This window comes from Pedobacter sp. CFBP9032, from assembly GCF_034045265.1.
Taxonomy (GTDB): Bacteria; Bacteroidota; Bacteroidia; order Sphingobacteriales; family Sphingobacteriaceae; genus Pedobacter.
Genome location: NZ_JAXCWE010000002.1, coordinates 158,819 through 181,458, shown reverse-complemented (window position 1 = coordinate 181,458; position 22,640 = coordinate 158,819). Strand labels below are relative to the sequence as shown.

General features: G+C 36.5%; 19 protein-coding genes. 13 read left to right on the top strand and 6 right to left on the bottom strand.

Going from position 1 to position 22,640, the window contains the following annotated elements; all coding sequences use genetic code 11:
- Positions 1-72 precede the first annotated feature (72 nt).
- The 5 genes from pnp to SOM16_RS04545 all read left to right on the top strand — a co-directional run bounded on the left by pnp (position 73) and on the right by SOM16_RS04545 (position 8,026).
- Positions 73-2,208 (top strand): polyribonucleotide nucleotidyltransferase, encoded by a 2,136-nt coding sequence (gene pnp / locus SOM16_RS04565; RefSeq protein WP_320462812.1) that lies wholly within the window; start codon positions 73-75, stop codon positions 2,206-2,208.
- A gap of 204 nt (positions 2,209-2,412) precedes the next feature.
- On the top strand, positions 2,413-3,084 hold the full coding sequence (gene rpe / locus SOM16_RS04560; RefSeq protein WP_320462811.1) for a ribulose-phosphate 3-epimerase: 672 nt from the start codon (positions 2,413-2,415) through the stop codon (positions 3,082-3,084).
- Between the two features lie 163 nt (positions 3,085-3,247).
- The gene (locus SOM16_RS04555; RefSeq protein ID WP_320462810.1) at positions 3,248-5,674 is read left to right on the top strand and encodes a TonB-dependent receptor; all 2,427 of its coding nucleotides are present in this window, start codon (positions 3,248-3,250) and stop codon (positions 5,672-5,674) included.
- 256 nt (positions 5,675-5,930) lie between these two features.
- Positions 5,931-7,004, top strand: coding sequence for a 3-phosphoserine/phosphohydroxythreonine transaminase (serC, locus tag SOM16_RS04550; RefSeq protein ID WP_320462809.1), 1,074 nt, complete (start codon positions 5,931-5,933; stop codon positions 7,002-7,004).
- A 71-nt stretch (positions 7,005-7,075) separates the two neighbouring features.
- Complete coding sequence (locus tag SOM16_RS04545; protein ID WP_320462808.1) at positions 7,076-8,026, top strand: D-2-hydroxyacid dehydrogenase; 951 nt, start codon at positions 7,076-7,078, stop codon at positions 8,024-8,026.
- Positions 8,027-8,205: 179 nt separating this feature from the next.
- Here the strand turns inward: SOM16_RS04545 and SOM16_RS04540 are convergent, their stop codons facing one another.
- Positions 8,206-8,721 carry a hypothetical protein gene (locus SOM16_RS04540; protein WP_320462807.1) on the bottom strand — a complete coding sequence of 172 codons (516 nt, stop codon included), beginning with the start codon at positions 8,719-8,721 and terminating at the stop codon, positions 8,206-8,208.
- Positions 8,722-8,929: 208 nt separating this feature from the next.
- Positions 8,930-9,709, bottom strand: coding sequence for an SAM-dependent chlorinase/fluorinase (locus SOM16_RS04535; protein ID WP_320462806.1), 780 nt, complete (start codon positions 9,707-9,709; stop codon positions 8,930-8,932).
- A 103-nt stretch (positions 9,710-9,812) separates the two neighbouring features.
- Here SOM16_RS04535 and SOM16_RS04530 point away from each other — a divergent pair, with 103 nt between their 5' ends.
- The 4 genes from SOM16_RS04530 to SOM16_RS04515 all read left to right on the top strand — a co-directional run bounded on the left by SOM16_RS04530 (position 9,813) and on the right by SOM16_RS04515 (position 13,202).
- The gene (locus tag SOM16_RS04530) at positions 9,813-10,772 is read left to right on the top strand and encodes a PhoH family protein (RefSeq protein ID WP_320462805.1); all 960 of its coding nucleotides are present in this window, start codon (positions 9,813-9,815) and stop codon (positions 10,770-10,772) included.
- Between the two features lie 90 nt (positions 10,773-10,862).
- Positions 10,863-11,807, top strand: coding sequence for a phosphoribosylaminoimidazolesuccinocarboxamide synthase (locus tag SOM16_RS04525; protein WP_320462804.1), 945 nt, complete (start codon positions 10,863-10,865; stop codon positions 11,805-11,807).
- Between the two features lie 44 nt (positions 11,808-11,851).
- Positions 11,852-12,229 (top strand): STAS domain-containing protein, encoded by a 378-nt coding sequence (locus tag SOM16_RS04520; protein ID WP_320462803.1) that lies wholly within the window; start codon positions 11,852-11,854, stop codon positions 12,227-12,229.
- 67 nt (positions 12,230-12,296) lie between these two features.
- Positions 12,297-13,202: a ribonuclease Z gene (locus tag SOM16_RS04515; protein ID WP_320462802.1), complete on the top strand. Its 906-nt coding sequence runs from the start codon at positions 12,297-12,299 to the stop codon at positions 13,200-13,202.
- 101 nt (positions 13,203-13,303) lie between these two features.
- On the opposite strand, the gene SOM16_RS04510 is transcribed toward SOM16_RS04515, so the two are convergent.
- The 3 genes from SOM16_RS04510 to SOM16_RS04500 all read right to left on the bottom strand — a co-directional run bounded on the left by SOM16_RS04510 (position 13,304) and on the right by SOM16_RS04500 (position 16,107).
- Positions 13,304-14,257: an MlaD family protein gene (locus SOM16_RS04510; RefSeq protein WP_320462801.1), complete on the bottom strand. Its 954-nt coding sequence runs from the start codon at positions 14,255-14,257 to the stop codon at positions 13,304-13,306.
- A gap of 166 nt (positions 14,258-14,423) precedes the next feature.
- Positions 14,424-15,203 (bottom strand): N-acetylmuramoyl-L-alanine amidase, encoded by a 780-nt coding sequence (locus SOM16_RS04505; RefSeq protein ID WP_320462800.1) that lies wholly within the window; start codon positions 15,201-15,203, stop codon positions 14,424-14,426.
- Positions 15,204-15,243: 40 nt separating this feature from the next.
- Positions 15,244-16,107 carry an N-acetylmuramoyl-L-alanine amidase gene (locus SOM16_RS04500; RefSeq protein ID WP_320463216.1) on the bottom strand — a complete coding sequence of 288 codons (864 nt, stop codon included), beginning with the start codon at positions 16,105-16,107 and terminating at the stop codon, positions 15,244-15,246.
- 164 nt (positions 16,108-16,271) lie between these two features.
- Here SOM16_RS04500 and SOM16_RS04495 point away from each other — a divergent pair, with 164 nt between their 5' ends.
- The 4 genes from SOM16_RS04495 (at position 16,272) to trxA (ending at position 21,940) form a co-directional block, all read left to right on the top strand.
- Complete coding sequence (locus SOM16_RS04495) at positions 16,272-18,860, top strand: putative LPS assembly protein LptD (RefSeq protein ID WP_320462799.1); 2,589 nt, start codon at positions 16,272-16,274, stop codon at positions 18,858-18,860.
- A 4-nt stretch (positions 18,861-18,864) separates the two neighbouring features.
- Complete coding sequence (locus tag SOM16_RS04490) at positions 18,865-20,118, top strand: competence/damage-inducible protein A (RefSeq protein ID WP_320462798.1); 1,254 nt, start codon at positions 18,865-18,867, stop codon at positions 20,116-20,118.
- Between the two features lie 47 nt (positions 20,119-20,165).
- Complete coding sequence (locus SOM16_RS04485; RefSeq protein ID WP_320462797.1) at positions 20,166-21,506, top strand: dihydrolipoamide acetyltransferase family protein; 1,341 nt, start codon at positions 20,166-20,168, stop codon at positions 21,504-21,506.
- Between the two features lie 137 nt (positions 21,507-21,643).
- Positions 21,644-21,940 carry a thioredoxin gene (trxA, locus tag SOM16_RS04480; RefSeq protein WP_320462796.1) on the top strand — a complete coding sequence of 99 codons (297 nt, stop codon included), beginning with the start codon at positions 21,644-21,646 and terminating at the stop codon, positions 21,938-21,940.
- On the opposite strand, the gene pdeM is transcribed toward trxA, so the two are convergent.
- Positions 21,937-22,575 carry a ligase-associated DNA damage response endonuclease PdeM gene (pdeM, locus tag SOM16_RS04475; protein WP_320462795.1) on the bottom strand — a complete coding sequence of 213 codons (639 nt, stop codon included), beginning with the start codon at positions 22,573-22,575 and terminating at the stop codon, positions 21,937-21,939. The genes trxA and pdeM overlap by 4 nt on opposite strands.
- Positions 22,576-22,640 lie beyond the last annotated feature (65 nt).

The following is a 22,640-nucleotide window of genomic DNA, read 5'->3' as shown; positions in this document are numbered from 1 at the left end:
TCGTTTGCAAAAACAAAAACATATATAAACAAGGTGTGGGCAAAGAGGAAAACACACCACAATTCTAATTAAATGAATGTAATAAAAAAATCGTTCGATTTGGGCGATGGCAGAACAATTGAAATTGAAACTGGTAAATTGGCTAAACAAGCTGATGGTTCGGTGGTAGTTAAAATGGGCGATACCATGTTGTTAGCAACTGTTGTATCTACTGTTGGTGCTAAACCAGGAACTGACTTCTTACCATTATCGGTTGATTATCAAGAAAAATACGCGGCTACTGGTCGCATTCCAGGCGGATTTTTACGTCGCGAAGCAAGATTATCTGATTACGAGGTTTTAATCTCTCGTTTAGTTGATAGGGCTTTACGTCCAATGTTCCCAAGTGATTATCACTCTGATACCCAGGTGATGATTTCACTAATTTCTGCTGATAAAGATATTATGCCAGATTGTTTGGCAGGTTTAGCGGCATCTGCTGCATTATCAGTGTCTGATATTCCTTTCAATGGTCCTATTTCTGAAGTTCGTGTAGCTAAAATTGATGGTAAATTAATTATCAATCCAAAGGCTAGTGATTTAGAGCGTGCAACTTTAGAATTTATGGTTGCAGGTTCTGCAAATGACATCGGCATGGTTGAAGGTGAGTGCGATGAAATTCAGGAAGACGAAATGGTTGAAGCTTTGAAATTTGCACATGCTGCAATTAAAGTTCAATGCGCTATCCAGGTTGAATTAACAGAGGCTACCGGCAAAACTGTAAAACGCGAATATAACCACGAAGATCATGATGCTGATTTAAGAGCTAAAGTTTTTGCAGATACGTATGATAAGGTTTATGCAATAGCAAAATCAGGTTCAAATAAAGACGAGCGTAAAGTAGGATTTACTGCAATCATTAATGATTTCTTTGCAGCAATGCCTGAAGATACTGCAGATCTCACTAAGGCAATGGCTAAACATTATTACCATGATGTTCAGTACGATGCCATTAGAAATTTATTATTAGATGAAGGCATTCGTTTAGATGGCCGTAAGACTACCGAAATTCGTCCTATTTGGAGTGAAGTAGGTTATTTACCAGCGGCTCACGGTTCGGCTGTATTTACACGTGGCGAAACCCAATCTTTAACATCAGTTACTTTAGGTAGTAAAGATGATGAGCAAATGATTGACGGTGCTTTCGTAAATGGATATAACAAATTCTTATTACACTATAATTTCCCTGGTTTTTCTACTGGTGAGGTTAGACCAAACAGAGGTGCAGGTCGCCGCGAAATTGGTCACGGTGCTTTAGCGCAACGTTCATTAAAAAAGGTATTGCCACAAGGTGATGCTAATCCATATACTATCCGTATCGTTTCTGATATTTTAGAATCAAACGGTTCTTCTTCAATGGCAACAGTTTGTGCTGGTACATTGGCATTGATGGATGCGGGTATTAAAATCAAATCTCCGGTTTCGGGTATTGCAATGGGTTTAATCTCTGATGAGAAAACTGGTAAATATGCAATTCTTTCTGATATTTTAGGTGATGAAGATCATTTAGGAGATATGGACTTTAAAGTAACTGGTACTGAAAATGGTATTGTTGCTTGCCAGATGGATTTAAAAATCAACGGTTTGTCGTATGAAGTATTAACCAAAGCTTTATTACAGGCTAAGGAAGGTCGTTTACACATTTTAAACGAGATGAAGAAAACGATCGGTCAGCCGAACGAAGATTACAAACCACATGCTCCACGTATTGTATCTTTAACTATTGAGAAAGAATTTATCGGTGCAATTATCGGCCCTGGAGGTAAAATTATTCAGGAAATGCAACGTGAAACCGGTGCTTCAATCTCTATCGAAGAAGTTGATGGTAAAGGTATCGTAGAAATCTTTGCAGATAATAAAGCGGCTATTGATTCAGCAGTAACGCGTATACGTAACATTATTGCTAAACCAGAGATTGGTGAAGTTTACCAGGGTAAAGTGAAATCTATTATGCCATTTGGTGCTTTTGTTGAAGTAATGCCAGGTAAAGACGGTTTGCTACACATCTCTGAAATTTCATGGGAGCGCTTAGAAACCATGGATGGTGTATTGAAAGAAGGTGATAAAATCGAGGTTAAATTATTAGATATCGATAAACAAGGTAAAATGAAACTTTCCCGTAAAGTTTTACTACCAAGACCGGAAAAACCAGCTGCTCCACAGGCATAACCCCTTCAAAGGGACTTAATAAAGTGCTATCGGTTGGTGTTTCCACCAACCGAAACCAACCCTTTCAGTTTTATTGGAAGGGTTTTTCGTTTGGTATAAAACGAACTTCAGTGTTTCAGATTAAAAACTTTCAGTCCTGTTTTGTAACTTGCCGTGGTCGTAAAATTATATCACAATATCATCATTGCGAAAAACAATAAAAAAATGAAATACATTATTGCCCCATCTATACTTTCTGCCGATTTTGGAAATTTACAGCGCGATATCGAAATGATTAATCAGAGTGAGGCCGATTGGTTTCATGTTGATGTGATGGACGGGGTTTTTGTTCCAAATATTTCATTTGGGTTCCCTGTGATGGCTGCTGTAAAAAAGCATGCAACTAAACCGCTCGATGTTCATTTGATGATTGTTGAACCTGATAAATATGTACAGGAGTTTGCAGATGCAGGTGCAGATCGAATAACAGTACATTACGAAGCCTGTACACATTTACACCGAACCATTCAGCTAATCAAATTATCAGGGTGCAAGGTTGGTGTAGCTTTAAATCCGCATACGCCAGTTACATTGTTGCAAGATGTAATTGAAGATTTGGATTTGGTTTTAATTATGTCAGTTAATCCTGGATTTGGTGGGCAAGCTTTTATCCACAATACCTATAAGAAAATTGTGGATTTGAAACGCCTGATCGAAGGGAAAAATGAAGAGCTGGTTATTGAAGTTGATGGAGGGGTAGGGTTGCAGAATATAGCTAAATTAATATCTGCGGGTGCCACTGCTTTCGTTGCAGGAAATGCAATTTTTGCAACAGATAACCCAACTGAAACGATTGCGAAGATGAAAAACTTAGTAACCAACAGTATTAGCATTTAATCTCGACTCTTATGGGAGATAAATAAACAAAATGAAATATTAGCAACAAGTTATTAGCCACGGAAACACAGAAAACACGGAAGCTTAAAATTATATCACGCTATATTTCGTAAAAAAAATTACATGCATCTGTAAAAAAAAATATAAATCTCTAAGCTAACCAATGCTCAAATTTCGGTTAATCCTTTTTCTATTAATTGCTGGTTGCAGTTTAGCTGTAGCTCAGCCACTAGTGAGGGTTTCAGGAATAGTTTATAATGAGGAGAAACTACCACTTTCTCAGGTTACCGTTATCGTATTGGGTCAGGCAAAAAGTACGGTTACGGATGAATTTGGAGTTTACACCATTTACTCGACCTCTAAAAATTTCACTATCAAATACACTTTACTTGGTTATCAACCTCAAAGCATTAAGTTTAACGAACAGTCTGGGGCAAGATTAGTGCACCATGTAAATCTGGTAGCCAATACCAATGAACTTGAACAAGTCAATATCACCAATAAACAAAATCAGCTTAGCAATACCACCACCATCAATATTTCAAATATTGCGTCAATGCCGCTCGTGTCGGGCAATTTCGAAACCATGCTCAAAACCTTACCAGGCGTTTCAACTAATAATGAACTAAGTGCACAGTATAGTGTTCGCGGTGGTAACTTTGATGAAAACCTGATTTATATTAATGACATAGAAATTAATAGGCCTGTCTTGATTCGAAATGGACAACAAGAAGGATTAAGTTTTATTAACTCAGAACTAGTAAGTAAAGCAAAATTTTCAGCTGGTGGATTTGAAGCGAAATATGGCGATAAATTGTCATCCGTTTTAGATATCAGATATGATAGACCGGATAGTAATCAAACTATATTCAGTACCAGCCTTTTAAATACATCACTTACAACAAAGCAGGTATTAAATAGTGGTTTTCTATTGGCTAGTTTACGTTATAAAAACAATACGAGTGTGTTGATTAAGCAAGACGAGCAAGGGAATTATAATCCCAATTTCGGCGATGCACAAATCGTTTATCAATATAATTTTTCCCCTAAATTAAATATTAGCTTTTTAGGAAATATAAATCTAGGCCAATTTAAATTAATGCCAACAAACCGGGAAACACAATTCGGAACAATAAGTTCAACACTTCGCCTGGATGTAGATTATACCGGGCAGGAAATAGATGACTACCAAACGATAGGAACAGGAATTACAACAACCTGGTCACCAAAACCTAATCTCGTCATAAAATTTATTAATAGCTACTTCAATACTATTGAAAGAGAGCGGTTTGATATTAATGGTAGTTATATTTTTGCTGAGGAGGATAAAAGCCTGCCTTTAGAAGACTTTGGTACAATTAGTAAAAACAGAGGAATAGGAAGCTATTATAACTATGGTCGAAATAGCCTGAATACGCAGATTTTTTCTTCTGAAATTAAGGTGGACCAAAATTTTAATAATCATGTGTTTTCCTGGGGGTTAAAATATGATCGGTCTGGTTATTCCGATCAGTTAAATGAATATAATTATATCGATTCTGCCGGATTTATTCTACCCACTTCTGATAAAGATATTGTGCTTCAAAATGTAGTTGATGTGAAGAATCATATTATGATAGATTATTATAGTGCTTACATTCAGGATAGCTATTCGCTTTCAGATCATGCAGAGCTTCAGTTAGGAGCAAGGGCAACCTATAATTCTTTAAGTGAACAATTGATGATTAGTCCGCGGATGCTGATTGCTTACAGGCCTCACTCAAACAATAAAATTCTGCGTTTTACGGCTGGTGTTTATAAGCAACCGCCATCATACCGAACCATTCGGAATTTTTCTGGAAACTTAAACATCAATCAAAAAGCCCAAAGTTCTTATAATACCTCTATTGGTTATGATTATGCCTTTGATGCCTTTGGTACACGGTTAAAGTTTACTTCAGAAGCCTATTTTAAATATTCAGATAGGCTGGTGCCTTATAAAATTGATAATTTAAGAATTAGGTACCTGGCTGAAGAAGTGTCTAAAGGTTATGCAATCGGTGCTGATTTTAGTATAGGAGGAGAGTTTGTTAAAGATTTAGTATCGTATTTTCGTATGTCTGTGATGAATGCAAACGAAGATATTATTGGTGATAGCTACGTCCAAAATGGTAAAACCATCTATCCTGGTTATTTAAAGCGTCCAACTGACCAACGGGTTAATTTCTCAGTTTTCTTTCAAGACAGGTTACTGAACAATCCAACCTATAAAGTGCATTTAAACGCACTTTATGGCTCGCGTTTACCAATCGGACCTCCACAGGGCCCAAAATATTTAGATAAATTTTTTATACCGTCGTATAAACGGGTGGATATTGGGTTTTCTAAAGATTTTTTAGATGATGTTGCTTTACACAGGCCTAAATTTTTAGATAAAAACTTCAGCGCTGTGATATTGTTTTTTGAGGTTTTTAACTTGCTTAACATTAATAATACAGTTTCTTATCTTTGGTTAAAAGATGTAGATAACGTACAGTATGCAATTCCTAATTATTTAACCGGCAGACAGTTTAATCTGAAGTTAATTGTGAAGTTGAAAAATAAGCCCTGATTTCATTAAATTAAGATTTTAAAACTCATTTTCAAATCTTACAGATTTTATTATATTGATCAGAATACTGTTTACACTTTGTTCGAAAATTAAAGAAATTCAACATTTTCCGTTAATCGTTTTAATTACAAAAACTGCAATAAAACCATCAATTTCCTGCTAATTATTAACAAAATTTAATTTTTATGATACGATTTTATAGGCATAACTGCTTTAAAAATTTTACATTTACTGCCATAAAACATTATATAATAAGATGAAGCATAATTTTGGCGCAGGCCCTTGTATTTTACCTCAAGAAGTGTTTAAACAAGCTGCACAGGCAGTTTTAGATTTTAACGATGGATTATCAATTTTAGAAATTTCGCACAGAACAACCGAGTTTGAGGCAGTTGTTGCTGAAGCAGATAAATTGGTAAAGGAGTTACTAAATGTGCCATCGGGTTATTCCGTTTTATTTTTACAAGGCGGTGCAAGTTTACAATTTGCAATGGTTCCAATGAATTTACTGGGAGATGGGCAAACTGCAAGTTATTTAGATTCTGGAGTTTGGGCAACCAAAGCTTTAAAAGAAGCTAAGTTTGTAGGTAATGTGAATGTGGTGGCGTCTTCGAAGGATGCTAACTATACCTTCATTCCAAAGGATTTTGAAATCCCTGCTGATAGTGCTTATTTCCACTATACATCTAACAATACCATTTATGGAACAGAACTTTTCAACGTTCCTGAAACAAGTGTTCCTATCGTTTGCGATATGTCATCTGATATCATGAGCCGTGTAATTGACGTTTCAAAATTCGATTTAATTTATGCTGGTGCACAGAAAAATGTTGGACCTGCAGGCTTAACAATCGTTATTATTAAAGATGAAATTTTAGGTAAAATTGACCGTAAAATTCCGTCAATGTTAAATTATCAATCTCATATTGATAATGGATCGATGTACAATACACCTCCGGTATTCTCAGTTTATGTTGCGTTATTAAACCTTCGTTGGTTAAAATCAAAAGGTGGTGTTGCAGATATTGAAAAAGAAAATAAGCAAAAAGCTGAAGCACTTTATAGAGAGATCGATCGTAACCCTTTATTTAAAGGCACCTGTGCAATAGAAGACCGTTCAAAAATGAATATCTGTTTTGTAATGGAAAATGCAGAATTAGAGAAGCCATTTCTGAAATTTGCCGAAGAACAAGGTATAATTGGTATTAAAGGACACAGAAGTGTTGGCGGTTTCCGTGCTTCTATGTATAATGCTTTGCCAATTACAAGTGTTCATGCTTTAATTGATGCCATGCAGACTTTTGAAGAGAAACAAGCGAAAGCAAACTAATTAAAATTTTAACAGATCATTGATTACACCTATACGTTTGTGTAATCAATTTAATCACTGAAATCATATTTATGATTAAGATATTAGCAAACGATGGAATAGACCCTATCGGAAAAGAATTATTAGAAAAAGCAGGTTTTCAGGTTGATACAGAAACCATTCCTCAGGACCAATTGGCTGAGGCTTTAAAAAATTATGATGCCATAACCGTTCGAAGTGCAACAAAAGTTAGAAAAGAATTAATTGACGCCGTTCCTAATATCAAATTGATTGGTAGAGGTGGAGTAGGTATGGATAATATCGATGTTGAATATGCTCGCAGTCAAGGTGTTGCTGTTGTAAATACACCTGCTGCATCTTCTTTATCAGTAGCTGAATTAGTTTTCTCTCATTTATTTACGGGAATTAGATTTTTACAAGATGCTAACCGTAAAATGCCGGTTGAAGGTTCAACTCAATTCAATAATCTTAAGAAAGCGTATGCAAAAGGAACTGAATTAAGTGGTAAAACGATTGGTATTATAGGTTTTGGACGCATTGGCAGAGCAACGGCTAAAGTTGCTTTAGGTTTAGGAATGAACGTTCTGGCTTATGATTTATATCCATCAGAATCTGAAATTACATTAGAGTTTCAAGGAGGGAAATCAGTAAGTATTCCAATTAAGACCGTTTCTTTAGATGAAGTAATTGCTGGAAGTGATTTCTTTAGCTTGCACACACCATTCGCCGATAAGCCAATTTTAGGTGCTGAAGAATTTGCGAAAATGAAAAATAATGTTGGTATTGTAAATTGTTCACGTGGTGGAACAATTGATGAGCCAGCTTTAATTGAAGCCTTAAATTCTGGTAAGGTTGCTTTTGCTGGTTTGGATGTTTTCGATAATGAACCTACCCCACTAGCCGAAATTTTAACACATCCTAAAATTTCATTAACTCCGCATATTGGTGCATCAACTAATGAAGCGCAAGAACGTATTGGTACGGAATTGGCCACGTTAATTATTGAGCATTTCAAGAAATAAATTATATTCTAGGGTTACTAAATTTTTAAGAGTTAGTAACCCTTTTATTTCATCAATCCAAAGCTTTCGTTAATACCCAATACCGATAACCTAATATCGCTTTCTGGAAAGTAGTTAGCTTATTAGGATCTTTCTTATATAAACTTGGTAATATTACTTTGTTAAGTTTAGCGAGAAATTTAAACACTTGTTTTTTCATAACGCTTAAGTTTTTTGTTAAAGAAAAAGACCATGCCTATTATCACCACAATTAAAATGATGATGATATACATTGAAACACCGTAACTGTCAGGCTTAGCCTCTTTTTGAAGTGTTTCGTTTTGATCTTGTAGCTTCTTAATGGTTTGCATATAGCCTTCAATCCGTTCTTGAGAATGATCAGCAACAGCAACTTTCTGTTGATTCTGCAGGTCTTTATATTCCATTAATATTTTCAATTCTTTAAAGATGTTGTTATCTGTTAACACCACCTCACGCAGAATTTCATTAGAATTCTTGATATCTTTTTTGGTTTGCCAACCAAATATTCCGGTTCGTTGATTCAGACTTTCATCATACTGGCCAAATTTTTCACTTCGCGCTGCCAGCAAAGCATTCACCTTTACACGTTGAGCGGCATAAGTTGAGGTATCTTGCTGCGCTTTGGCTTGAATTTGAAGAAATAATAATAAGAGGAGATAGATGAATTTTTTCATGTATAATAAACGTGAAAAGAGTAGAGTTGTTTGAGAGGAGGTTCATTGGTTAATTTGCCATTAGTTCATTGGTTAGCAAAGAGATTAGCTTTTCGCAGTTAAAGGGAATGTTATGCGTTTTTCGCTTGACGTTTTGGGCCTTTATCTCTCCACTCGGCACTCTTTAAAATTTAGTCTTTCAGCTTAGTTCTTTCTGCTTTTTGCTCCCCTAAGAATGAAACTCAACCCGAACAATATCGCCGAGGTGCAAGCCAAGTAAACCACTGGCTTTGCCTTTATTAATAGCAATTTCCAGATGATTACTAATTCCGAATAAACAAAGTTTCTCACCTTCCTGAACTTCGTTGTAATGCCAGCTTAATTGTGTAATGGTTTCGCTTTTTCTAAAGTATAAAGTGAAATCTCTGTTTTTCTGTATTTTGGTAAAAAGATCTTTAGTAATATTGGTAATTACATTACAGAAAGTATCAATGTACACTACGCTTCCGCGGATGATATCTCGCTCGATAACAGGGTGCAAAAGCATCTTCTGCTCAATTTCAGCTACAGGTAAACCGATGTCTTTTAACCGGCCACCTTTCGCAAGATGGGTAGCGGCTTTAACAAAAATATCAACTAAGGGAAAATGAAGATATTTCAGGTCTTGCATGATGTTCAATTCTACTACATCCTCTGGAACATCATCAAAAAGTAGGGAAAAGATGCCGTTATCGGCGCCAACAAAATAATGATCACGGTGTTTAATCGCAATGTATTTAGTGTTTTCGCTGTATACAGAATCAATCCCAATTAAGTGTACAGTGTTTTTTGGGAAATAAGGATAAGCATTTTTTAAAACGAAAGCCGCATAGGAGATATTGAATGATGGAACTTCATGAGTAATATCAACTAAATTAACATTAGGCATAAGACTAAACAGGCTACCTTTAAGAGCGCTCTGGTAAAAATCTTTCGAACCTAAATCTGTTGTTAAAGTAATTATACCCATTAAAAATTCAATATTATTGCTTAATCTTGTGTAGAGGCCTAAGCGTCTGCAAATATTCAAATTTTAATTAATATACCCCGATAACTTTTTAAAATACTACAGTTTGAACGAATTAAAATTAACTCTGGATACCGTAAATCCTGCTCACTTCTGGGGAGCAAATAATGAGAATTACGAAATGATTAAAGGTGCTTTTGCGAAGTTGAAACTGGTTGCAAGGGGAAGTGAGATTAAGGTTCTCGGTGATGAACAGGAACTTAAGGCCTTCGAAGATAAATTCAGTCAGCTGGTTGCGCACCTGGAAAAATACAGTTCACTTACCAATAATGATGTAGAATCTATACTTGGTGCGAAAGCAAATGGTGTAGCAAAAAAAGATGTTGAGCAGCCTACGGGTGGAGGCGGAGAAGTGATCGTTTTCGGAACAAATGGTCTTTTAGTTAAAGCCAGAACAGCAAATCAGCGCAGAATGGTAAGCAGTATTGCTAAAAATGATATTCTTTTTGCTATCGGCCCTGCCGGAACGGGTAAAACTTATACTGCTGTTGCTTTGGCAGTTCGTGCATTAAAAAACAAGGAAATTAAAAGGATTATTTTAACTCGTCCGGCCGTAGAGGCAGGGGAGAACCTTGGTTTTTTGCCAGGAGACTTAAAAGAGAAAATTGATCCTTATTTGCGTCCGCTTTATGATGCTCTGGATGATATGATTCCGGCAGAGAAGCTGAAATTCTATATCGAAAACAGAACCATCGAAATTGCACCGTTGGCTTTTATGCGTGGTCGTACTTTAGATAATTGCTTTGTGATTTTAGATGAGGCCCAAAATGCCACGGATATGCAATTAAAAATGTTTTTAACCCGTATGGGTCCAACGGCAAAATTTATTGTTACAGGTGATGTTACACAGATCGATTTACCTAAAAAACAAATGTCGGGTTTATTTAACGGCTTAAGGATTTTAGAAGATATTAAAGGAATCGATATTATCTACTTAAGCGGTGAGGATGTGGTGAGACATAAATTGGTGAAAGATATCTTGAAAGCTTACGGAGATATTCAGTAGTGGAGTTCCGAGTCTTTAGTCCTAAGTCGACTTAGACTAAAGACTGAAGACTTCGGACTTTCGGACTTTTTCCCTATTTTTACCCCCCTCATGAAAGCACTAAAAGAAACCCATTTCAATTTCCCAAATCAAAGTAATTTTTACAAGGGTAAAGTTCGCGATGTTTATACTATAGCCGATCAATTTATGGTAATGGTCGTATCAGATCGTATTTCTGCATTTGATGTTGTACTGCCTGAAGCTATTCCTTTTAAAGGTCAGGTTTTAAACCAGATTGCTGCAAAATTTTTATCAGCTACACAGGATATTGTTCCAAACTGGGTTTTAGATATTCCAGATCCAATGGTTACTATCGGACGCATCTGTGAGCCATTTAAAGTTGAAATGGTGATTAGAGGTTACCTTGCCGGTCATGCATGGCGTGAATATAGCGCAGGCAAACGCACGGTATGTGGCGTTTCGCTACCCGATGGTTTAAAAGAGAATGATAAATTACCACAGCCTATTATCACGCCAACTACTAAAGCATCAGTAGGGCATGATGAAGATATTTCTAGAGAAGATATCTTATCAAAAGGAATAGTGTCCCTAACCGACTATGAGAAATTAGAACAATATACCTTTGATTTATATGAGAGAGGAACTGAAATCGCAGCAAAAAGCGGTTTAATTTTGGTCGATACCAAATACGAGTTTGGTAAAGCTGATGGGGTTATTTATTTGATTGATGAAATTCATACACCAGATTCATCACGATATTTTTATGCCGAAGCTTATCAGGAACGTCAGAACGCCGATGAACCTCAAAAACAACTCTCAAAAGAATTTGTAAGAAAGTGGTTAATCGAAAATGGTTTTCAGGGAAAAGACGGGCAAGAAACTCCTGAAATGACACCTGATATTGTAAATTCAATTTCAGAACGCTACATTGAGCTTTATGAGCAAATTGTAGGAGAGTCTTTTATAAAAGCAGATGCAGACTCAATATCAAATCGCATTGAAACAAATGTTTTAAAAGCCTTAGAAAGGCTTTAGCATTTGAAAGAAATTTATACTTTATTAACTAAAGATTGGAAAAAATGAAATTTTCAGTAGATAAACACGATAAATACGTAACCTTGACATTAGAAGAACCAAGGTTTACTAATGAAATTGCACCCGGGGTAAAATCCGAATTGTATTTACTTAATGCAGAAGGATTTAAAAATATCATTGTAGATCTAAGCCAAATTAAAGAATGTAATGATGCGCAGGACTTAAGTTGCCTGTTGGTTGGCGATAGACTTTGTAAATCTGCTGGGGGCTTGTTCATCGTAACCGGGATTAATGATGAAATTGCACCTATTATAGAATTATCAAACATATTTCAATCTGTAATGTTTGTTAATACATTAGAAGAAGCTACCGATTTCATCTTTATGGATGAGTTGGAAAAGGAATTCAGAGGCGATAAATAATCAATATTTTAATAGCACTTAGCCTCGTAGTTTCTGAAATCTACGAGGTTTTTTATATCATACCATTATGAAATTTGAAGTTACGATTCTTGGAAGTAGTTCAGCAACACCTGTTTATAACAGGAATCCATCTGCTCAGCTTTTGAATTGTAACGAAAAGTATTATCTCATCGATTGTGGGGAAGGAACGCAGCAACAGCTTACCAAATATAATCTCAAGGCTACCCGCATAGATCATATTTTCATCAGTCATTTACATGGAGACCATTATTTTGGTTTAATTGGCTTGCTATCCAGCCTGCACTTAAACGGACGTGTGAAACCAATGCAAATTTTTGGTCCGACACCACTTCTGGAAATTCTGGAGATTCAGTTTAAATATTCGGATACGCATTTAAGGTATCCAATTGAATTTACGCCAATTGAAGCCGACGAACCACGACAGATTTTTGAAAACCAGGATCTGGTTGTTAAAACAATCATATTGAATCATCGAATTCCGACTACCGGATTTATTTTTGAGCAAAAACCAAGACAGCGCAAATTAATCAAGGAGAAAACAGATGAAATTTCGATAGCTTACTATGCTGCGTTGAAAAAAGGAATAGATGTAGAACAGCCTGATGGAACAATTTTGAAAAGTGTTGATTACACTACGTCTGCTGATGCACCAAGAACATATGCCTATTGCTCTGACACGATGTACGATGAGCGTTATTTCCAAACGATTAAAGGGTGTGATACCTTATATCATGAAGCGACGTTTATGCATGAACTCTTAGATCGTGCAAATGAAACACATCATACCACTGCAAGACAGGCGGGTGAGATTGCCAGAGACAATGGAATTAATAAGTTATTGATCGGGCATTTTTCTTCGCGTTATAAAACGCTGCAACTGCTTCTTGAAGAAGCACAAAGTATATTCTCAAATACTGATTTGGCAGTTGAAGGCAGGACTTTCCAGCTTTAATTTAAAACGAATAGTTTAACATCTGGATTTGCTTAAACCGAATGTATAGATCAAAAAAAAATCCTTGAATTAATTCAAGGATTTTTTTTATAACAGGTTTGTTATTTATCTTTTTTGTTTCCGCCACCGAATACGGAAAAATGTACGTAGCGTTTAGGATTTGCCTTCAAATCAATCATCAATTCATCAAGATTTTTAGAAGCACTATTTAAGTTATTGTACATCTTGTCATCGTTCAATAGAAGACCTAAACTCCCTTTACCTTCTTTGATTCCGGAGATAACAGTTTGTAAATCGCCAATGGCGCTATTTGCTTTATCTAAGGTTTCTTTAAAATTTGCGGCTGCAAATTTGTCTGTTACCGTATTGATGTTCGTTAAGATATCGCTGATTTTTTTATTGTTGTTATTCAGGTTAGCGGTAATACCTTCCACATTTTTAAAAATAGCTTCAATACGAGCACTTTCAGAACCTACCAATCCATCAACTTTTTTCGATGTTGTTTCTAAAGAGGCGAGTGTACCAGCAATGCTGTTAAAACTTTTATCTACATTTTTCTGGAAGTTCGGATTCAAAATGGAATTAACGCTGCTTAAAATAGAATCCATTTTACCAATGATAAGTTCAGCTTTCTTTTGTACTGGCTGAACCTGCTCCATTAAACCTTTTTCAACATTTGCGTTTAAGGTATAACCATCTTCTGCAATTTTCTTTGAGTTACCTAACGACATTACAATCGCTTTACTTCCTAAAAGGTCTGTACCTTCTAATCTGGCAATACTATTTTCTGGAATATCATATTTACTGTTGATGCTCAACGTGGCTAAAATGGTACCGCTAGGTTCCAATTGTAGCTTCGCCACACGACCAATCTGATAACCATTAATCAAAACAGGTTTAGAAACGGTTAAACCGTCAACACGAGTGTATCTTGCAAAGAGTGTAGTTTCACTAGAGAAAATGGAATTTCCTTTTAAAAAATTATATCCAATAATTAATAAAGCAATGGCAAATGCAGCTAGTATACCTACTTTGGTTTCGTTCTTAATTTTCATGTGTTTTTATTTATTGGCCGCAAATTTTGTTTGTAATTCAAGATTTGCCAGAGCGCTTTTTCTTCAGTGCAAAGGTATTATAAATACATAATGTTTGCACCAACGATTTTGTTTGGTATTTGTTATAATTTTCAGTTGTTAACCAAACAACATTTATAATGCCAAATTAATTAACTTCTACGTCTTTCTTGTATTTTTTTATTGCTGCAAGTATAGACTCCGCAATTTCGCCTTGCCCACTACTTGAATTAATGTATTTTTCTTCCTGCTGATTAGATATAAACCCAACCTCTGTTAAAATGGCTGGCATGCCACAACGTTGTAATACCAAAACACCCTGTTCTTTAACGCCTCTGCTTGCTCTTTTATCTCTGCTGATATAGCTGTTTTGAACAAGCTTAGCAAATTTAATACTTTTATCACGAAAGGTGTTTTTAAGCAACGACATTAAAATAAACGTGCCGGGTTTGTTTGGGTCATAGCCGTCGTATTTACTTTTATAGTTTTTTTCCAGTTTGATATCAGCATTCTCCCTGATGGCAGCATCCTGCTCTTTTAATCGGTGAGAACCCGCAACCAATGTTTCGGCACCTTTAATGTGCTTGTTCCCCGGAGGCATAGAATTACAATGGATGGAAATAAATAAATCTGCATTGGCATTATTTGCAATTTCTGCCCGGCGATAGAGATCTACATCAACATCTTTGGTTCTGGTGTAAATTACTTTCGTGCCAGGTATTTCCGCCTGAATTTGAGCACCTAATTTTAAGGCAACCTTGAGTGCAACGTCTTTCTCCTTAGAAAAACTTCCGGAAGCACCAGGTTTCCTACCTCCATGGCCCGGATCTATTACGATGGTTTTAACCAGGTAACCTTGAGCAAATAAAACCTGACTTGAAAAGAGTGTTAAAATAAGAACTGATTTAATTAGAAGTTTGATCTTCATTTATGGGATGTTAGAGGGATGTGGCTGCGATTATGTGCAGTTAAAAGGATGTTTCTGCTATTCGTTTATAATTTTTTATTGCTTTGATAATACCATCAACAATTTCTTTCTGGCCTTCGGGTGAATTCATATAATCTTCTTCATCTGGATTACTCACAAAACCGATTTCAGTTAAAACAGCTGGCATTGCAGCTCTTGCCAATACGGCCAGGCTTTTCTCTTGTACGCCACGGTTAATCCTCCCGGCGGATACATACTCCTGCTGAAGTAATGATGCAAACTTTAGGCTTCTATCCCGGTTGGTTTGTTTCATCAATGATAACATAATATCATTTTCTGGTGTATTAGCAATAAACCCTTCATAGTTTTTCTGGTAGTTATCCTCTAAAAACATCGCTGCATTTTCACGTTTAATTACCTCATCTTGTTCTCCAAGCCTGCCTGTACCGGATACAAAAGTTTCAGTGCCTTTAGTTGATGTGCTTTTGGCCGCAATCGTTCTGTAAACAGGTATACTTCTCCCTTTTACTTTTTTATAATAATCTACCACTCTAGATACCCGAACCGGCATATCGTTTAAGTGAATAGAGATAAAAAGATCAGCCTTTGCATTGTTGGCAATATTAATCCTTTCATATAAAGGAATAAAAATGTCAGTTTCTCTCGTGTAAACAACTTTAATATCTTTGATACTGTCTTGCAGTGCTCTTCCTAGATTTAATGCTGTTTTTAAAGCAACGTCTTTCTCTTTTGAATATACGCCATGAGTGGCGCCGTCTTTTCCGCCGTGCCCAGCATCTATAACAATTGTTTTAATTTTATATTCTTGTGCAATCGCTTGATTATCAATTGTATTGCTAAGTGCAAAGCAAATAATAAAGGTTAAAATGGTTTTAAGATACATCAATGGTATATTTTTCACTAATTTTGAACGTTTTTGATTAAACATCTGTGCAAAAATAACATTCAAATACGAATTTGAAACTTCTTAAGAGCTCTATTTTACTAATTTCTGTCATTTTATTAACACATGGTGTTAGTAAAGCTAACGCGTTTTCCCGTTTTTCATTGCAGCAAATCATCCAGCAAGATACTTCCAAAAGGGATACTTCTAAAAAAGAATCCAAAAATAACAGTGGTTTGGATCAAAAGGTAGAGTACAAGGCCGATTCCGTTAAATACAGTAAGAACAAGAGTATCATCTATTTATATGGTAATGCCAGGGTACTTTATGGTGATTTCGAATTAGATGCTGATTATATCAGATATGATTCTGAAAAAAAAGTGATTTTTGCCAGTGGTAGAACAGATCCTAAAACGAATAAATATGTTGGTAAGCCAATTTTTAAGTCTGGCGCTGAAGGATCTGCAATAGCCGATTCAATTTATTATAATTCTGAAACTACCCGTGCAAAAGTTTTTGGCGTTTTCTCAGAACAAGAAGGAGGATTCTTTTCTGGGGGACAGAGTAAAAAGCAGATTGATGATGAATTGCACATCAAAAATGTAATGTATAGCACGTGTAATTTGCCGCACCCGCACTTTGGTTTAATGATATCTAAAGGTGTGGTAACAGAAAAACAGATCATTACCGGACCAGTCTACATGATTATTGAAGACATTCCTACTCCACTGGGTTTGCCGTTTGCATTCTTCCCCAAACCCAATAAGCGAACTTCAGGAATCATTTTGCCCTCGCCGGGTGAAGATGCTACAAGGGGCTTTTTCCTTCAAAATGGTGGTTATTATCTCGGATTGAATGATTACTGGGATGCTAAGCTTCTGGGAAGTATTTATACCAATGGATCTTACGAAACCAGTGTTAATTCTCAATATATTAAGCGATATAAGTATACCGGTAATATCGGAATAAATTATGCCAGTGTTAAAAATGGTCTGGAAGGAACGGAAGCCTTTGAGAATCCCAATAAAGATTTTAGTATCAGATGGTCGCATTCTCAAAATGCAAATGCAAATCCAGGAACTACTTTTAGTGCCAGCGTGAACATTACATCGAGTAGCTACTACACAAATACTGCCGCCAACCAAACTTATGATATCAGGGCTATCGCAAATAATACTACAAATAGTAGTATCAGTTATGCCAGAACATTCTCCAACAATATGAATTACTCGTTATCCATGACGAGTAACCAAACATTGAGTACCCGGGATGTTTCCATCAGATTACCCGAAGCGACATTCAACGTGCCTACTTTTAGTCCTTTTGATTCAAAAACAAGAGTAGGGGAACAGAAATGGTATCAAAAAATTACTGTCGGATATGCCTTGTTAGGAACAAATGCAATTGATACCAAAGACAGCTTATTATTTCAAAATGATGGTTTAAAGCGATTACGTTCTGGTTTTTCCCATAACATTCCTATAAATATGTCATTTACGGCGTTGAAGTATCTAAACTTTTCACTTGGTGGTACTTATAATGAGGTATGGAATTTCCAGTCGATTCGCAATCGCTATACCAGGTTTGACGATAATACTTTCACGGCAAGAACAGATACTATTAGTGGGTTCAAAAGAGCGGGTAGTTATAATTTATCTACCAGTATGTCGACAAAAATTTATGGTCTGAAGGTTTTTAAAAATCTAGGGAATATTAAGGCATTAAGACATGTAATGACACCGAATGTCTCGTTTAATTATTCTCCAGATTTCACCAGAGCTGGAAAGGGACCGTTCGAAGCAGTAATTGATCAAAACGGACGTCCGATCATTGATGCTAGTACTGGTATCCCCCTTACTTATTCCACTTTTCAGGGGATGGCTTATCAAGGCTCATTCTCAGGCAAGTCTGCGTCCATTGGATTTGGTGTAGATAACACGGTTGAGTTAAAAGTGAAATCTAGCAAAGATACCACAGGTACAGGTGAACGAAAGATACCTATAATCCAGGGTTTGAGTATTAATGGAAGTTATAACTTTTTAGCAGAACGGAATAAACTTTCATTACTCAATTTTAGCGGTCGTTCACAATTTACAGATAAGTTGGGCATCAACTATAACGGAACATTTGATCCATATGATTTAGAACAATCTATAGATGCATCGGGAAGACCAGTAGTAAATAGTGATGGTAGTCCGGTGCTAATTAGAAGTAACAATTATTTATTAAAGAGAGGCAGGCTAGCCAGATTAACCTCAATTGGATTCTCTTTTGATTATAGTTTAAACCCTGAGGCTTTAAAGAAAAAGAATGAGGCTAATGATAAGCTTGGTGAAACAGCCAAACAAAAGGGACTTTCTCCTTTACAATCTGAACAGTTGGCCGCAATATCCCGGGATCCAAATGCCTTTGTAGATTTTAATATTCCATGGAATTTCTCATTCTCCTACAGTTTCCAGTATAGTAACGATTTAGGTGTAAGCAGAACCAGTAATACACTGAACTTTAATGGTGATCTAAACCTGACAACCAAATGGAAAGTGACTTTTAATTCGGGATATGATTTTCAAAATAATGGTTTAACGCCAATGAACATCGGAATTTACCGTGACTTGCATTGCTGGGATATGAGTGTAAACTGGGTACCATATGGCGCTTATAAAAGTTACTCACTAACGCTAAAGGTAAAAGCATCAATTTTGCAGGATTTAAAATTGAGCAAAAGACAAGGTTTCTACAATACATACCAATAAATTTATGTTAGCTGAAATAATAACTATTGGCGATGAAATACTCATAGGCCAAATCGTTGATACCAATTCTGCCTGGATGGCTAAACAGCTAAATCTAATCGGTGTTTCTGTCAAGCAGATTACATCGGTTTCAGATGATGAAGCTCATATACTGGCTTCACTTGCGCAGGCAGAGGAAAGGGCCGATCTAATTCTGATTACCGGAGGTTTAGGCCCAACAAAAGATGATATTACGAAGAAGACCCTGGCCAAGTATTTTAATATGGGTTTTCGCAGAGATGCAGGGGCGCTGGAAATGGTCACCTCCATCTTTAAAAAATACAACAGACCTTTAATAGACATTAATATTCAACAGGCTGATGTTCCTGACGGTTGCGAGGTCATTGTGAACAAGAACGGGACAGCACCATGTATGTGGTTCGAGCAAAATAATAAAATTTTTGTCTCTATGCCTGGTGTTCCATTTGAGATGATGTATTTAATGGATGACGAGATTTTGCCCAGAATTAAATCGAGGTTTACCTTACCTTCAATCGTTCATAAAACCATTCTGACTGCAAATATTGGAGAATCTTTTTTAGCCAAAGAGATTGAAGAAATTGAAGATACCCTTCCGGAGCATATTAAACTGGCTTACTTACCTAAATTAGGGCAGGTGCGTTTGCGCTTATCTGCTAAAGGGAATAATGAGGCAATTTTGAACCAGGAGATTGAAGTTTATGCAAAACAAATCATATCAAAAATTGAAAAATTTGTTGTTGTTGATGAAGACATTCCGTTTGAGAAAGCGATTTTGAACCTGATGAAAGATCGTGGATTAACACTATCTACAGCAGAGAGTTGTACTGGCGGCTATATTGCCCATTTAATTACACAGCACCCAGGCTGTTCTTCAGTTTTTTGGGGCGGTGCAGTAGCTTATGCTTACTCATTAAAAGAATCTATTTTAGGTGTTAAAGAAAATACGCTTACGCAATATGGCGCGGTAAGTGAGGAAACGGTAAAAGAAATGGCAGAAGGTGCCATCAAACATTTTAAAACAGATTATGCGATTGCAGTGAGTGGTATTGCTGGGCCAGATGGTGGAACAGATGATAAGCCAGTGGGCACTGTTTGGATTGCCATTTCAAATAAAAATAAAACGGTAGCTAAAGTGTTTACATTCAGTAACAAACGTATTCAAAATATTGAGCGTTCTGCTGCATCAGCCTTAACGATGCTTTTAAATCTACTTAAAGAAGACGAGTTGAAAGAATAAAATCTGTATTTTTGTCACAATACCAATATAATATACTTTAGTTTAATATGGCTCAATACGAATTATTATTACCAAAAATGGGTGAGAGCGTTGCCGAAGCAACGGTAATTAAATGGGTAAAACAGCCTGGTGATGCGATCGATTTAGACGATACTATTCTGGAGATTGCAACTGATAAAGTTGACTCTGAAGTGCCATCGCCTGTTGCTGGTAAATTGGTTAAACAACTATTTCAAGAAAATGATGTCGCACAGGTTGGTGATATTATTGCCATTATAGAGACTGAGGGATCAATAGATGCTAATGTTGAAGAAACTGCTCCTGTTGTTTCTGAAGAAAAGCCTGAACCTATTCCAGGTATTGCACAGCTTCCTGTAGAAAATGTGGCTGCGCCTACTGATTTTTCAACTTCAGAGCGATTTTATTCTCCATTGGTTAAGAGTATTGCTTCCCAGGAAAATATCTCCATTTCAGAATTAGATGCCATTAAGGGATCAGGGGCTGATGGCCGTTTAAATAAAGATGATTTATTAAATTATATTGCAAATAGAAGCGGTGGTACTCAAGCCCCGCCATCAGTTGTAGCAGCTTCAGTTTCTGCTCCGGTAGCGGAGAAACCCATGCCACCTATAATGGATGCTCCTCGTGCAAGTAAACCATCTACGACTTCAGTTTCAGGGGGTGATGAGATTATTGAAATGGATAGGATGCGAAAACTCATTGCAGATCACATGGTGATGAGTAAGACGACTTCTCCTCATGTGACCTCGTTTGTTGAGGCCGATGTGACCAATATGGTACTTTGGCGTAATAAGGTAAAGAATTCTTTCGAAAAGCGTGAAAATGAAAAAATTACTTTTACACCTATTTTTATAGAGGCTGTAGCAAAAGCAATTAAGGATTTCCCAATGATTAATATTTCTGTTAATGGAACACAAATCATTAAGAAAAGAGATATCAATATAGGAATGGCTGCTGCACTACCAAGCGGTAATCTTATTGTACCGGTAATTAGAAATGCAGATCAGCTAAACCTGGTTGGTTTAACCAAAGCCGTAAATGACTTGGCTTTAAGAGCCAGAAACTCAAAATTAAAACCAGATGAAACACAAGGTGGAACTTTTACATTAACAAATGTAGGTTCTTTTGGAAATGTAATGGGTACGCCAATTATTAACCAACCCCAAGTGGCTATTTTAGCTGTGGGTGCTATTAAAAAGAAGCCTGCTGTTTTAGAAACAGAACATGGCGACGTGATTGCCATTCGCCACATGATGTTTCTTTCACTGTCTTACGATCATAGAGTTGTAGATGGTTCTTTAGGCGGCATGTTTGTTCGTAGGGTTGCTGATTATCTGGAGACCTGGGATTATAACCGAGAAATTTAGGAGAAAAACGGGCTGAGGCTCATAAATTCGTTATCTATGCGCTGATTCATTTATTTTGGATGGGCGTATTTTTTATTTAGCCTCAGGTACTTCAAACCATCGCGAAGACTGATTGTTCTATCATAAATATAAAATGTATGTCTAAGTTTTCAGAACTAATAAACGGTGAAAAACCTGTACTAATTGATTTCTTTGCCGAGTGGTGTGGCCCGTGCAAAATGATGAAGCCGATTTTAGAGCAGTTGAAAAGTCAGGTTGGCGATGGAGTAGCGATTATAAAAGTAGATATTGATAAAAATCCAGCTGCAGCATCAGCCTATCATGTACAAAGTGTGCCAACACTCATGCTATTTAAGAGCGGCAGACAATTATGGAGACAAAGTGGCGTGGTGCAGGCATCGCAACTAAAACAGGTTATAGATTCAAATCGCTAAACTTCCAAAACATTCCCGGGCGTTACTGCAAAAATTCTTTCTTTTGTTTTTGGGTAGATGTTATACAATCCTGTAAAAAGGCTAAATGCGGGCAAAACCGCATATTCATTACCGAAATAGAAACAAGGAAATTTTAGGCGTTGCTTGGCTTTTCCAACAATGGTAACCCCAGGATGGATATGGCCGCTAATGGGATAGAGTTCTTCTTTGGTATTTTGAGGCGCATCATGAATAAAACAAAATGGACCTAAACAAAAGCTTGGTTCATGGATTTCAATGTGCATTGCCGCATAGTCTGCAGAGGCCAGCCGATCATGATTTCCTTTAACCAACAGGAAATTCAGACTTTGATATTGTTTTTGCCATATGGAAAAATCATCAATATCGGTATTTAAACCATGATGAAACATATCGCCATTGATCAATAAGGTTTCTGGTTTATATTTTTCAATGAGTAAACCCAAACGATGTAAATCACTTTGTGCAATGGTGGATGGCACCTGAACACCTGCTTGCCTAAAGTGAGCAGATTTACCTAAATGCAAATCGCTGATGGCTAAAAGTTGATGTTTCGGTAAGTATAAAGCCCTCTCTTTGTCTAAAATCAGTTCTTCCCCGTGGCTTGTTATGGTCATTAATTTATTTGTTTTTTTAGTGTTGCATTCCACCCAGCTAAGCCTGAGTAGAAAATCTTCGTTCT